Raw genomic sequence first — 13,760 nt, 5'->3', positions numbered from 1 at the left:
ACTTGAAATGTTCATGCGATCCCAGCAAAACCAGGGACTGCGTCATTCGGCCCGTCCGCTTTATCCGCGCAGGGGCCGACGTCCATGATTGACACTATCCCACATTACGAGATATTGTTCAACCGTGAGCAAGGACACAAAAAGGTTCCTGTCCACGGGTAGATGACGCTGACAGCTGACTTCTCGCCACTCGAGCGAGGCTTTCCATGCTTCGTCACCGATGGCTGAGGCCCACAGCTTTTGCCGTATGTCCCAGCTGGCTATTTCGTGGGCGCCCATATCAACGGGGAGCCATGGGCCCCACCAAACATCCCTATGAGGAGTTACATCAATGAAAATGGCATCCCGGGCCCGTACAGGGCCCAACAAGAACCGATCGGTTCTTCAGCTGCTGGCAGCGTTTCTGCTTGCGGCGTCGCTGGCAAGCTGCTCGACGACGGGGTCCTCGGGCGGTTCAAACGCGCCCGCGACGGCGTCTGGCGAGGACATCACCGCACAAAGCGTCGATCAGCAGGCCCTCGCGGCCACGATCAAGAAGACCTTCCTGACCGACATCCCCGTTTCCGAGCTGGACCCGGTTGTGGCAGATGCCATGGCAGCGGCTTCAAAACCGCTGACACCGGAGCAGAATGAACTGTTCAAGACGTGCCTGCAGCAGAGTTCCTGCGACACAGGACGCGGCTCCCTGACCGTGGCCATCGCGCTGGAGAACAGCAACTCCTTCGCCAGCATCATGCGTGGCGAAGCCACAGCCCAGGCGCTCGCGTACCCGCAGGTTAAGAGAATCGTCTACAACAATGCCAACGGTGATGTCGCGGCGGTGTTGGCCAATCTGCGCAGCCTCGTCGCGCAGAAGGTCGACATCATTGTGACGGACCCGGTCTTTGGTGGGGCCATCTCGTCCGCACTCCAGCAGGCCAAGCAGGCAGGGGTCACCGTGGTCACATACAACACCCCGCTCCCCAGCGATGTAGCGTCCTCGGTGTCTGCCCAGGTTCCGCTGGCACTCTGCGACCTGTACACCGAAGGCGCCCAGACCCTGGTGAGGGAGCTCGGGAACAACAAGTCCTATGCTCTATACACCGGCATCCCTGGCAACAGCAACGCCGCTGCATGGCAGCCGTGCGCAAAGAAGGTTCTCGAAGATGCCGGCTGGATCCAGATCACAGAGGGCTTCACGCAATGGACAGCACAAGGCGCCGCGCAGGCTGCCAACGCCCTTCTCGCATCGGGTCAGCAACCTGACGCGATCATCTATGACGACAGCACAGATGACTTCCTGAAGCCCTACATCGCCGACCGCAAGACACCTCCGGCATTCCTGAGCGACGTGATGACCCACTCATGGTTCACCACCGTTCAGCAGGCGAAGGATGCCGGAATCAACCCGAAGTCTTGGCTCGCAAGCAGCCATGTCTGGTTCCCCCGGTTCGGCGTTACGGCCGGAATCAAGATCAAGGAGGGCCAGCAGGTTCCCGCTGAAGTGCCCGTTCGGGTACCGGTTGTCACAACCGATTCGGTTATGGACATCAACAGCCCGGAAATCCCCTCCCGTGTTCCCGCTTCCAGCCTGCTCACGCCCGAGCAGATGAACCTCGCACTGGCTGCACCATAGCCACGGATCGCCCTCACCAAAGCCGCGGGGTCCAACAATCGGGAACCCGCGGCTTTTGGGGAAGCAGGAGTGCACTGCGCTTCCTGCACAAGCCCATGAGTCACACCGCTGAGCACAGCCTGTCATCGCACCCACATCAAAGGAGAACCGTGTGCGCCTCTACCCTTCCATTAAGGAGATACACCACATGAAAATTGCATCCCCGGCCCGCTCAGGGCCCAACAAGAACCGATCGGTTCTTCAGCTGCTGGCAGCGTTCCTGCTTGCCGCATCGTTGGCAAGCTGCTCGACGACGGGGTCCTCGGGCGGTTCAAACGCGCCCGCGACCGCGTCCGGCGAGGACATCACCGCACAAAGCGTCGATCAGCAGGCCCTCGCGGCCACGATCAAGAAGACCTTCCTTACCGACATCCCCGTTTCCGAGCTGGACCCGGTTGTGGCAGATGCCATGGCAGCTGCCTCAAAGCCGCTGACCCCGGAGCAGAATGAACTGTTCCAAACCTGCCTGCAGCAGGGTTCCTGCGACACAGGACGCGGCTCCCTTACCGTGGCCCTGGCGATGCAGAGTAGCAACGCGTGGGGTAACATCTTCCGGGGCGAGGCCACAGCCCAGGCGTTGGCGTATCCGCAAGTCAAGAGGATCGTTTACAACAACGCCAACGGCGATGTCGCGGCGGTACTGGCGAACCTGCGGAGTCTTATCGCACAGAAGGTCGACATCATCGTAACCGACCCAGTCTTTGGTGGGGCCATCGCGTCCGCGCTGCAGCAAGCCAAACAGGCCGGGATCACCGTCGTCACAGTGAACACACCGCTCCCAGGTGACGCAGCGTCTTCCGTGTCCGCCCAGGTACCGCTGGCCCTGTGCGAGCTCTACACCGAGGGCGCCCAAGCCTTGATTGATGAGCTCGGGAACAACAAGACCTACGCCCTGTACACCGGGATCCCCGGAAACAGCAACGCCGCGGAATGGCAGCCCTGCCTTAAGAAGGTCCTCGACGGTGCTGGCTGGACCCAGATCACAGAGGGCTTCACGCAATGGACAGCACAAGGCGCAGCGCAGGCTGCCAACGCCCTTCTGGCCTCGGGACAGGAGCCCGCGGCAGTCATTTACGACTACACGACCGACGACTTCCTGAAGCCCTACATCGACGATCGCAAGACACCTCCGGCCTTCCTGAGCGACGTGATGAACCACTCCTGGCTCACCATGGTTCAGCAGGCGAAGGATGCTGGAATGACGCCCAAGTCGTGGCTCGCGAGCAGCCACGTCTGGTTTGGTCGGTTTGGCGTCACCGCCGGGATCAAGATAAGGGAAGGCCGGGAGGTTCCAGCCCAGGTGCCTGTGCGGGTTCCAACCGTTTCAAGCGACTCGGTCCTTGACACCAACAGCCCGGAGATCCCCTCCAGCGTCCCGGTTTCCAGCCTGCTCACGCCTGAGCATATGAACATCGCACTGGCAGCACCGTAAGCAGTTCGGCCTCACAAAGCCGCGGGTCCCACCCTTCCCGACCCGCGGCTCGTGTGAGCGGAAAGATATCGCTGACCACGAGACGATTGGTGGTCTTTCCACCTGATCCGAAAACAAAGAGACCACCCCGGCTCCATGGAACCGGGGTGGTCTTTTTTGAAATGGTGGAAAGGTTTAGTTCCGGGGCGCCAGAGCCCTCACCAGTTCCACGGCATCGGGAACAGTCTCAAGGTTCCGCGCGATTCGTTCGGCGGTGGCTAGCTGATCGGGTGTCGGGCGCGTGACAGAGGCAGCTGCACAGTCCTTGAACTTCTGCCCAATGGCCTTCCAGTCCAACGGCGCTTCCGGGTTGCCGGGGACACCGGTCCCCACTTTGTGGAATCTCCTGCCGTCGGTCATTTCGAGTTCTACGCGACCCGGGGGCAGCTCGAGCTTCCAGTCAAGGCTTGCGTCGCTTACTGGGACTATCTTCTTGGCTACGTTCAAAACTCTGGGATCTTTCAGCGCTTCCTCAGTGAAATGTGAAACCTGCACACCCCGATGAACGGCCGCCACAGCCACTAGGAAGGGAAGACTGAACTTGGCGTCTACCAGCGTTGCCGGCGCGCGCCTCTCCTCCAGCGGGCGACACATCAGATCGTGGTAGTCGCCGACGTAGAGACGGATTTCCCTAACGTCGTCCAGCAGAAGGTTGTTCTCGTTCACCAGCTCAATAATGGCGTGGATGTGGCTATGAGCGGTGCCCACGGTAGGCCAGAGCTTGTACAGCGTTCCGCTGCCTTTGAATTCTTTCCCCAGGCCTTCGAGGATGGCTTCGCGATCGTATCGGCCGTCGAAGTAGGTGTTAAAGAATCCATACTGGCCTTCGAAGACAGTCGGGACGCCGGTCACGCCTTTCTGGGCGAGCAGTACGGCGAGAACGGCACCTTTGGCTGAGAACCCGGCATACATTCCGCGTACATTGCCGCCAGTGCCGGCGACAAGCTCCATAAGCCCGGATGATTGCATAGTGGCGATGCCAAAGGCATTAATCATCTCTGCGCGCGACAGGTTCAGCAGATGGCCCGCGGCAGCAACAGCCGCGAACACTCCTATCACCGGTGAGAGGTTCCAGTCTTTTTTCCATCCGACGTTGCAGCGCAGTCGGGCGAAGATGTCCTGTCCGGCGGCGACTGCAGCGATCATGTCCTTGCCGGTCACACCCCCAATGCGTTCGGCAACGGCGAACGCCGCCGGGACGATGGAACTGGACGAATGTTGGCCCCAGGGGGTTTGATCGTCGAAATCCAGGCAGTGCGCCATAGCGCCGTTAGCGAAGGCAGCCATGATCGCGGGAGCCCTTCCTCCGAACGCAAGTATGGACGATTCTGGCCGGCCGGCGCTCTCCTGAACGATCTCCACCAAGCCGCGTACGGCCGGTTCCGTTCCACTCGCGGCAAGGATGACCCCGAAGGTGTCCAGGATGCTCTTCTTTGCCGCCTCAACAGCATCGGGAGGCGTACTTGCGTAACTGGTCTCAGCGACAAAGCTCGCGAAGTGTTCAACCAGATCACTGGAAGGCATGGGCATGAGACACCTTTCGTTGTGGAAATCGAGAATGCGCGGAATCGAGAGCTACGGCCGCAGACTTCGGGACAAGATGCGGCGCAGGCGCCCTGATCAACTCGCCGACCATGGATGACTTCGCCTGGTGCGCCCTGTCTCCCTTTTTTACGAGTAGAGCCAAGACTACCGAGTCATTGACCAAGTCCCATAATGCAGGATATCATCAAGAGGTATCGCGGGGCCATGGGGAGCATTGCCAAAGCGGTGAACACAGCGCCGCTGACCACCGAACACTCAGCCGAAGGTAGTAAGACACATGACTGGACAATGTCTGTCGAACCAGTGCCAAACGGGCACTCTCGGACCATCCGGCCGCACTCGTATTTCAAAAGTCATTCCGGAGCGGGTATTGCTGCCCCTCGCTCCCCCTGCCCCGGACGCATCCGGTAGCGCCCCCTGCCAGACACCGCCGGGAAGGGAGAAGCTCTAGCATGAAAGCTGTTGTTTTCCAGGGTGAAGGTAAGCTCGAGATCCGTGACTATCCGGACCCGGTGCCCGGGCCGGATGAAGTGGTCATCAGTATAAAAGCCTCCGGCATGTGCGGGAGCGATCTTCATCACCTCCACGGTCCGCTGCGCACCGGATCGGACCTGGTCATTGAAGGGCACGAGCCCTGCGGAGTAGTAACGCTTGTCGGCGACGCCGTCCGACCCACCGAGGCCAAAGTCGGGGACAGGGTCATGGTCCACCACTACGACGGGTGCCGTACCTGCCAATACTGCCGGTCCGGCTGGACGCAGTATTGTCAGAATCACCGGATCGTTTACGGCGGATTAAACGGTGACGGCGGGCATGCCGAGTTCATGAAGGTTCCCGCGCACACACTCATCAAATTGCCCGACTCACTCTCGTTCAAAACCGGTGCGGCGATCTCGTGTGGCACCGGCACGGCTTTCGCAGCGATCAAGAGAGTTGAGCTGTCTGCCGACGAGACCGTGGCCGTCTTCGGCCAAGGGCCCGTTGGCCTGAGCGTCACTATGCTGGCGAAGGCTTTCGGGGCCAGGGTCATCGCAATTGACGTTGAGCCTTCGCGGCTGGAAATGGCCAAGCATCTCGGAGCCGATTACGTTGTCGACCCCCGGGAGCAGGACCCGGTTGCTGCTATCCGCGAGCTGACCCGCAACGGGGAAGGTGCGGACAAGTCTGTCGAATGCAGCGCAATTCCCGCCGTACGCCGCCAGGCGATACAGGCAGTCCGGCCCTGGGGCACCGCATGCATGGTCGGAGTCTTCGGCAAGATCGACCTGGACAGCGAAGAACTCATCCACTTGCACAAAACCGTCCAGGGGTCGCTCACGTTCAGCAAGAACCAGCAGGAAGACTGTGCGCAGTTCATCGCCGAACGAGGCTTGGACGTTGAGTCCCTGTTTACGAACGAGTTCCGGCTGGCCCAAGCAGAGCAGGCTTACGAGCTGTTCGATCAGCGCAAGATCGGCAAAGGCGTCTTCATTTTTGATTGACGGAATGTCAAAGGGTCATCTGAGAGGAAAGTCATGACCGTAACCGAACAGAACTTCGCTTTGAGCGAGCAGGCGCAGGGTTTCCTGTCCCGCGATGTGCACCACCTCTTTATCGACGGAGAGAGGGTCCCGGCCGTGTCGGGGAAAACCCTGACCACGACGAATCCGTCGACCGGTGAGTTCCTGGCCCGGTTTGCTGCCGGCGGTGAGGCCGACGTCGACCGTGCGGTCATCGCTGCACGTGCGGCGTTTAAGGGTCAGTGGAGCACCTGGACACCGTACGAGCGCCAGGGGTTGCTGACACGCATCGCCCAGGTCCTTGACGAAAGATTCGAGGAACTGATCCAGATCGAGGCGCTGGACATGGGCGCCCCGATCTCAAGGCTGCGCAACTCCAAGCCTGCCCTGATGAAGATGCTGGCATTCTTCGCCGGACAGGCGACCAACATCTCCGGTGAAACGCTGATGAACGGCATCCCCGGCAACGTCGCGACCATGACATTGAAGGCCCCCGTCGGTGTCATCGGCGGCATCATCCCCTGGAACGGCCCGCTCGGCGGTCAGTTCTGGATCATCGGGGCGGTTCTGGCCAGCGGCTGCACCACCGTGCTCAAGCCGGCTTCGGAAGCTTCCCTGTCGGTTTTGCGGGTTGCCGAGCTCCTCCACGAAGCCGGCGTCCCGGCAGGCGTCATCAACGTCATCACCGGACCGGGCAAGGACGCCGGTAACGCGCTGGCGGCCCACCCGGATGTGGACCGCATCGCTTTCACCGGTTCCACTGAGACCGGCCGGCGCATCATTGAGGCGTCCACGACGAATATCAAAAAACTGCAGCTGGAACTGGGCGGCAAGTCCGCGGACATTGTGTGCGCGGACGCGGACCTGGACAAAGCCGTGCCCGGGGCCGCGATGGGCGTTTTCGCCAACTCCGGCCAAATCTGTTTCGCCGGGACCAGGGTGCTGGTTCAGCGGTCCATCGTCGATGAGTTCACCCGGCGGCTGCTGGCCTTCATGGAAACCCAGCGGGTCGGTCATAGCTTGGACGACACGGCGACGATGGGCCCGGTCATCTCCCAACAGCAGTTGGACACAGTCCTGTCTTACATCGATATCGGGAAGAACGAGGGGGCCGAACTGCTTCACGGCGGCCAACGGCTCGGGGACGAACTCGGAAACGGATACTATGTTCAGCCGACCGTCTTTGGTGGTGTGACCAACCACATGCGAATCGCCCGCGAAGAGATCTTCGGCCCGGTCCTGTCGATCCTGCCCTTCGACGACGTCGATGAGGCCATCGACATCGCCAATGACAGCGACTTTGGCCTCGGCGGAGCAGTGTGGTCACAAAGCCTCTCCACCGCTCTTCGCGTGGTCCACGGCGTACACACAGGCACAATGTGGGTGAACTGCTACGGCTACATCGACCCCCTGGTCGGATTCAGCGGAACCAAAATGAGCGGCTACGGATACAAGGGCACCGCCGCACACATGGACAACTACCTCTACACCAAAAGCGTCTACATCCAACTGTAAGCATCGGGCGGAGCTGCGGATGCAAGTTCATGCCTCGGGCTTGCGGAAGCTGCACACAAGCGTGCCTGCCGATGCCTGCCGCCCCTCATTTCGATTGGCAGCAGGCATCGCCAGTCGCATTTCTACGCGGCCACCAGGCAGCTACGCACTATAATGGACACCACATACCGTAGCCCGTCGAATAAGCCCATCGTTGAAGAGAGCTTAGAGCAGTAGCTACCTGGCGCGTCCGCTTGTTTGGTAGCCCGCCAACGCGGACGCTGATCGCCCGTTGGCTGGGTAACACAAGGAAAGGGATGGGAGTCAGGTTATGGGAGGACGCGTTTCATTGGATGGCGCTGGGGAGGCTACTGCGGCTCCAGATAGCGCGGGCAGTCTGGCAAGGATGCTGAACGTCCTGGAGCTGTTCAGCGAAGCCGACCCTGTTTGGTCAACAGCGGACATTATCGAGTCTCTCGAGACTTCCAGGTCGACGGGGTACCGGTACATCAAGACGTTGCATGATGCCGGCCTGCTCACCACGGTTCGCAACGGCTACTACAGCCTTGGCCCGCGGATCATCGAGATGGACCTGCAGATTCGCCAGACGGATCCGCTGCTCCTGGCCAGCCATGGCGTCCTTGAGGACCTGGTGGACAAGATTGGGCACTCGGCTCTGCTGTGCACCGCTTTTCGCGACTCAGTCCTGTGCATTGGGGAGTCCCGTGCCCCATCGAGCCCGGCCAACCGGTTCAGCCGCGGCCAGCGGCGCCCATTCTTTCAAGGAGCAGTATCGAAAGTCATCCTGGCTCATCTCCCCCACCATCGGCTGAAAGCCATCTACGCCCGTCACAGCACCGAAATTGAGGACGCCGGGCTGGGTGGCACCTGGAGCGTCTTCCGCAAGACCTTGGGCGAGATAAAGAAGGACGGCTACCTGCTGACCATGGGAGAATTCAACCCTGGCGTCTACGGCCTCGCAGCACCGATTTTCAACGAGCAAAAGACAGCCCTGGGCAGCGTCGGTGTCGCCTGGGATGAAAAAGCGCGGCGCGACGTCGAGGTCCAGCAAGCGGTCATTGCAGTCAAACAAGCGGCGTCGACCATATCCGAACGCCTACTGGAGAACCAACAGCGACCATAAGCAAGAAGCGGTGGGCAGCCTGCGCCCGCCACCGCACCTTCGTATTCCACGAGGCCCCAATACCCCTCGTGCTCCCAACCGCACTCGCTGATCCCGCCGAAAGGGCGCCTGGAGCAGAGAGACCTGGAAATCAACGCCTGGTCGGTGCCCGCAATTTCCTAGTCCAAGGCCCCTCCCACAACGACCGAGCCCGCCTGCCCATATGCATACAAACCCAAAAGGTCTTTCGACACAACATTGGCCCGAGCATGAGTCGAGGAAGCAGAACTTAAGCCGTCGAGCCGTTTTCTCCTTCGGGAGAATCACGCATAGTTGGGGCACGTCCGACCATAAATGACACTGGAAGAAGTCGCTGCCTGTGGTGGCGTGTGGGGTGGGTTAGCTGCTGTGGGTGTAGCCGCCGTCGCAGGCGATGGTTTGGCCGGTGATGAATGCGGCGGCGGGGGTGGCCAGGAAGAACATGATGCCGACGAGGTCGGTGGGGACCATTCCGCGGGGGATGCATTGGAGGGACGCGGCGCGTTCGCGGATTTCGGCGGTGGGGTTGACGGTGCGTTCGACTTCGGTGGCGACGCTGCCGGGCCGGATGCAGTTGACGGTGATCCCGTGGCTGCCGAGTTCGCGGGCCAGGGAGTTGGTCATGCCGATCAGTGCTGATTTGGAGGTGACGTAGTGCAGGTAGTTCGCGGTGCCGCGGGTGACTGCGTCGGATGAGATGTTGATGATGCGGCCGAAGCCTGCTTTGCGCATATGGGCAGCGACTGCCTTGACGCAGAGGTAGGTGCCGGTGATGTTGACCTTCAGCACGTTTTCCCACTGATCCAGGGGAATCTGGTCGAACGGGCCCTTTTCGATGCTGGCGAAGATCGAGGCGTTGTTGATCAGCACATCGATCCTGCCCCATGTTTGGATCACGGTGTCGACCATGGCCGTGACGGACGCTTCGTCGGCCACGTTCACCTTTACGGCCAGACCTACCCCGCCGGCGTCATGAATTTCCTTCACGACTGCTTCGGCCTTGTCGATGGCGAGGTCAGCTACCACGGCAACGGCTCCGGCCGCGGCGAACTGGCGCGCGAGTTCCCGGCCGATGCCCTGGGCTGCGCCGGTGACAATGACCACCCGCCCCTCGACGCTGAAGTCCCGCGCTGATGCCGGCACGCCGGAGTCATGGGGAATGTGAGTCAGGGGTGTCGTCGTCATGGTCGATCCTCGTGGTTTCGCGTCGTGATGGTCGTGCAGGCAGTGGTGAACGGGGTGCTGTCCTGGACAGCAATGACCCATAACCGGCTGGGCGTTATCGGGAAAACAGGAGGCGGTGTGCCCGGCCTTGCTATTGAACAATATCCCGTCATGTGGGATAGTGTCAATGGACGGCGACCGGTCTGCACGATAGCAGCGGCGGACCGGACGCCGCGCCCCCCGCGGATCTTGCCGGGGGATGACTCGACTTTATAAAGGAGCTGGAGATGCGCGTAAGCAAGGCAGCGGATACCGATATCGAAGCAGTCGGATCCATGCGTGAGGGAGTACTGGACCAGAAACACCTGCTGTTCGGTGAGGACGGCTCACCGAACAATTACGACCTGAACATGGGCCACACCGGCGGCGGTGGGTGGCGGACCCCGCGTCACCGGCACAACTTTGACCAGGTCCGCTACGTGATCAAAGGCCGGCTGCCCTACTCCGAGGAGGATTTCCTGGAGGAAGGCTGGGTCGGGTACTTCCCCGAGAGTGTCCACTACGGCCCGCAGGAACGCGCCGAAGGCCTCCGCACACTGGTTCTCCAGTCCGGCGGCGCCAGCGGCCAGGGCTACCTGTCCGTCGCCCAGCGCGAAGCGACCAACGCTGATCTGGAAAAGACCGGCGAGTTCAAGAAGGGTATGTACCACTACACCGACGCCAACGGCGCCGAGAAGGTCGTGGACGGCTCCCAGGCGATCTTCGAACACGCCACCGGTGGCAAGCTCGAATTCGCCACCCCCCGCTACGAAGACGTCATCGCCATGAACCCAGACGCCTACGACTGGCTCCCCTCAGCCGATCAGGGCGTGGCCGAGAAATGGCTGGGCACCTTCACCGAGCGCAACTTCCGCATCGGCTTCGTCCGCCTGGATGCCGGCGCCGTTTACCAGGCAGGCCAGTTCCCCTCCATCGAAATCCTGTTCCAAACCAAGGGCCAGGTCACCGCAGGCGGCGAAAAATACGGCCCCGAAACCGGATACGAATTCCTCGCCAACGAAGGCCCCGTACCCCTCGAAGCCATCGAACCCACCGAATTCCTCCGCTTCGTCCTCCACACCTTCTAAACCACCACGGGCCAACACGGGGCCCACAAGGGCCCCGTGCTCACCCCCACCCCCCACGGGTGACCAGATATACAGCAAATTCGGACGCAACCAGCACGAATTGAGCTTTACCGAAACCTTTCATTACAACGGAGTAAATAGTGACGCTTGAAGCAGACGTTCTGGCCGCCTACCCGGCCGAGGTCCCGATCTCCGCCCAGACCGTGGCTGATGCCCTTGCCTCTTCCAACGCGGAGATCCCCCGTGTCCTGGTGGTGCTCGACGACGACCCCACCGGCACACAGTCCGTGGCAGATCTGCCCGTGCTCACTCGCTGGGAAGTTGAGGACTTCATCTGGGCGTTCAGCCAGTCCAAGCCCGCCGTCTACGTCCTCACCAATACCCGCAGCCTGGACCCTGCCGAAGCGGCCGCCCGGAATGAAGAAGTGGTCCGCAACGCCCTGGCAGCAGCGGGGTCGCCTGAGGAACTGCGCCTGGGCTTCGTCAGCCGCAGCGATTCCACCCTTCGCGGCCACTACCCACTGGAGCCGGACGTCATCGCTGCCACTGTGGCGGACGTCAGCGGAGAAAAGACCGATGGCGTTGTGCTGGTCCCAGCCTTCCCCGACGCCGGGCGCGTCACCATCGGCGGCGTCCACTACATGCGCGGCACAGGCGATGCGGCTGGCACCCTCACCCCGGTGTCGGAGACGGAATTCGCCAAGGACGCCACCTTCGGCTTCACCACCTCCGTCATGGCCAACTACGTGCAGGAGAAGTCCCAGGGACGCTTCGCCGCGGCCTCGGTGATTGTTTTGGACTTAAACATCATCCGCGCCGGGGCTTCAGCCGAAAACCCGGCCGACAGGGCAAGGACCAGCGCCAACGCCATCGCCGATGCCATCGAGGCTGCTGCTGATTCCACTCCCATAGTGGCCGACATCGTCACCGAGAATGACCTTCGGGCATTGGCACTGGGGCTGGAGGAAGCCGAACGGCGAGGCAAGAAGCTCCTATGCCGGGTGGGCCCGCCGTTTGGCCGTGCCCGAATTGGCCAAGAAATCCGCACGGAACTCAGCGGCGCCGAGGCCTACGCCGGCAACACGCCGTCTGAGGCCGGCGGACTGATCGTCGTCGGCTCCCATGTGGGCGTCACTACCCGTCAGCTCAAGGCCCTGACCGAACAACACAGCTCGGCTCGGATTGTTGAGATTGACGTGGAGAAATTGCTCGCCGCCGAAACCACTGCAGCCGTTGACGCCTACCTGGACGAGACCGTGGACACGGTCGTGGACGCACTGCGCAGCGGCGACGTCATCGTCCACACCAGCCGCATACTGATCAAAACCGACGATCCTACCGAAAGCCTGCGGATCGCGCGCACGGTGTCTGCCGCCGTCGTCGCCGTGGTGAACCGGACCCTGAAGACTTTCCCGCCGCGGTTCGTCATCGCCAAGGGCGGCATCACGTCCTCCGACGTTGCCGCGCACGGCCTGGAAATCCGCCATGCGATTGTCCGCGGGCCCATGCTGCCGGGCATTGTCTCCCTCTGGGAGCCTGTGGACGGCCCCGCCAAGGGCATCCCGTACATCGTCTTCGCCGGCAACGTGGGTGACGACCAGTCCCTCGCAGATGTCACGCGCAAGCTCAGTAACACCTTCTAACCCGGAAATTTCAGGACGAACTTGAGCCGAGCCAGGATCGTCCTGACATTCGTCCACTGGATCATATGAAAGGCCTAGGCGTTTGATGCGTACTCGACTGGACCACCTGGTCACCTCCGCCCTGCAGCACGGCTCGGCCGTTCCCGCGTTCACCTGCTACGACTTCACCACCGCCCTGGCTGTGGTGGGGGCGGCAGAGGAAGCCGGCCGCGGCGTCATCCTACTCGTTGCCCCCAAAACCGCCGCAACCCCAAACGGCCTGCGGCTGATGGCAGCGCTTCGGGGCCTGGCGGACACCGCCGATGTTCCCGTGGCGGTCCAGCTGGACCACGCCTCAGACCTGAAAGTGATGGTCGATGCCGTCGCGGCGGGGGCGGATTCCGTCCTTGCGGACGGTTCCTCCCTTCCCTACAAGGACAACATTGCACTGGTCGTTGCGGCCCGCGCTCTGCTGGGTCCCGACGTCGTGCTTGAAGCAGAGCTGGGCGGCCTTGCCGGTGATGAGGACCGGGCGTTCGGTGCTGACCAGTCCGGTGTGTCCGTGGCCGGCCTGACCGACTCCTCGCAGGTGGAGGACTTCGTGTCCCGCACCGGCGCCGAACTGCTGGCAGTGGCGGTCGGCAACGTCCACGGCAGGTACAAGGGTGAGCCCCGGCTGCGCTGGGACGTACTGCAAGACATCGCGGTGCGGACTCACATTCCCTTGGTGCTGCACGGTGCCTCCGGCATCCCTGCGGAGGAACTGATGAAGGCGGCGTCCATGAACGTGGGAAAGGTAAACTTCAACACCGAACTTCGTACTGGCGTGCTCGCCACGTTGCAGGAGCAGCTGCCAGGCCACCGTGCCGACGGCGAAAACCTCCAGAGCTTACTGGGTCATTGGAACACCTCAGCCAGGAATTTCGCTGTCAGCGCCCTGGCCACCCTCACCCGTTAAGCGCACTCCCCCATGTCACCGGGTGACTGCTCCAAAATTGATCGTCAAACTGCTGAACCAGCAC

At 61.7% G+C, this 13,760-nt stretch carries 10 protein-coding genes; 8 read left to right on the top strand and 2 right to left on the bottom strand.

Translation table 11 applies throughout. From position 1 onward, the window contains the following. Positions 1-331 precede the first annotated feature (331 nt). Entirely contained in the window at positions 332-1,615 is a 1,284-nt protein-coding gene (locus F8G81_RS10740) for a substrate-binding domain-containing protein (protein WP_267278952.1), read from the top strand. 187 nt (positions 1,616-1,802) lie between these two features. Next, positions 1,803-3,086, top strand: a complete 1,284-nt coding sequence (locus F8G81_RS10735) for a substrate-binding domain-containing protein (protein WP_267278951.1) — start codon at positions 1,803-1,805, stop codon at positions 3,084-3,086. 174 nt (positions 3,087-3,260) lie between these two features. Here the strand turns inward: F8G81_RS10735 and F8G81_RS10730 are convergent, their stop codons facing one another. Further along, the gene (locus tag F8G81_RS10730; RefSeq protein ID WP_267278950.1) at positions 3,261-4,649 is read right to left on the bottom strand and encodes an MmgE/PrpD family protein; all 1,389 of its coding nucleotides are present in this window, start codon (positions 4,647-4,649) and stop codon (positions 3,261-3,263) included. A gap of 473 nt (positions 4,650-5,122) precedes the next feature. Here F8G81_RS10730 and F8G81_RS10725 point away from each other — a divergent pair, with 473 nt between their 5' ends. From F8G81_RS10725 to F8G81_RS10715, 3 genes are all read left to right on the top strand, one after another. Beyond that, positions 5,123-6,151: a zinc-dependent alcohol dehydrogenase family protein gene (locus F8G81_RS10725; RefSeq protein WP_267278949.1), complete on the top strand. Its 1,029-nt coding sequence runs from the start codon at positions 5,123-5,125 to the stop codon at positions 6,149-6,151. A 33-nt stretch (positions 6,152-6,184) separates the two neighbouring features. Continuing rightward, positions 6,185-7,684: an aldehyde dehydrogenase family protein gene (locus tag F8G81_RS10720; RefSeq protein WP_267278948.1), complete on the top strand. Its 1,500-nt coding sequence runs from the start codon at positions 6,185-6,187 to the stop codon at positions 7,682-7,684. A 385-nt stretch (positions 7,685-8,069) separates the two neighbouring features. Continuing rightward, positions 8,070-8,807, top strand: a complete 738-nt coding sequence (locus F8G81_RS10715; protein ID WP_267278947.1) for an IclR family transcriptional regulator — start codon at positions 8,070-8,072, stop codon at positions 8,805-8,807. A gap of 378 nt (positions 8,808-9,185) precedes the next feature. Here F8G81_RS10715 and F8G81_RS10710 read toward each other — a convergent pair whose 3' ends face one another. Further along, the gene (locus F8G81_RS10710) at positions 9,186-10,010 is read right to left on the bottom strand and encodes an SDR family NAD(P)-dependent oxidoreductase (RefSeq protein WP_267278946.1); all 825 of its coding nucleotides are present in this window, start codon (positions 10,008-10,010) and stop codon (positions 9,186-9,188) included. A gap of 266 nt (positions 10,011-10,276) precedes the next feature. On the opposite strand from F8G81_RS10710, the gene F8G81_RS10705 reads away from it, so the two are divergent. From F8G81_RS10705 to F8G81_RS10695, 3 genes are all read left to right on the top strand, one after another. After that, a complete protein-coding gene (locus F8G81_RS10705; protein WP_267278941.1) occupies positions 10,277-11,116 on the top strand; it encodes a hypothetical protein in 840 nt (279 codons plus the stop codon). Positions 11,117-11,256: 140 nt separating this feature from the next. Beyond that, complete coding sequence (locus F8G81_RS10700; protein ID WP_267278945.1) at positions 11,257-12,759, top strand: four-carbon acid sugar kinase family protein; 1,503 nt, start codon at positions 11,257-11,259, stop codon at positions 12,757-12,759. A gap of 85 nt (positions 12,760-12,844) precedes the next feature. Beyond that, entirely contained in the window at positions 12,845-13,696 is an 852-nt protein-coding gene (locus F8G81_RS10695) for a class II fructose-bisphosphate aldolase (protein WP_267278944.1), read from the top strand. The last annotated feature ends 64 nt before the right edge of the window (positions 13,697-13,760 follow it).

Source organism: Arthrobacter sp. CDRTa11 (genome assembly GCF_026427775.1).
Taxonomy (GTDB): domain Bacteria; phylum Actinomycetota; class Actinomycetes; order Actinomycetales; family Micrococcaceae; genus Arthrobacter.
Note: the sequence above shows the minus strand (reverse complement) of the source record. Positions and strands in the feature narration are given on the sequence as shown.

Coding starts and splice junctions, on each gene's coding strand:
- F8G81_RS10740 (WP_267278952.1), top strand. CDS start 332: ATGAAAATGGCATCCCGGGCCCGTACAGGGCCCAACAAGAACCGATCG.
- F8G81_RS10735 (WP_267278951.1), top strand. CDS start 1,803: ATGAAAATTGCATCCCCGGCCCGCTCAGGGCCCAACAAGAACCGATCG.
- F8G81_RS10730 (WP_267278950.1), bottom strand. CDS start 4,649: ATGCCTTCCAGTGATCTGGTTGAACACTTCGCGAGCTTTGTCGCTGAG.
- F8G81_RS10725 (WP_267278949.1), top strand. CDS start 5,123: ATGAAAGCTGTTGTTTTCCAGGGTGAAGGTAAGCTCGAGATCCGTGAC.
- F8G81_RS10720 (WP_267278948.1), top strand. CDS start 6,185: ATGACCGTAACCGAACAGAACTTCGCTTTGAGCGAGCAGGCGCAGGGT.
- F8G81_RS10715 (WP_267278947.1), top strand. CDS start 8,070: ATGCTGAACGTCCTGGAGCTGTTCAGCGAAGCCGACCCTGTTTGGTCA.
- F8G81_RS10710 (WP_267278946.1), bottom strand. CDS start 10,010: ATGACGACGACACCCCTGACTCACATTCCCCATGACTCCGGCGTGCCG.
- F8G81_RS10705 (WP_267278941.1), top strand. CDS start 10,277: ATGCGCGTAAGCAAGGCAGCGGATACCGATATCGAAGCAGTCGGATCC.
- F8G81_RS10695 (WP_267278944.1), top strand. CDS start 12,845: ATGCGTACTCGACTGGACCACCTGGTCACCTCCGCCCTGCAGCACGGC.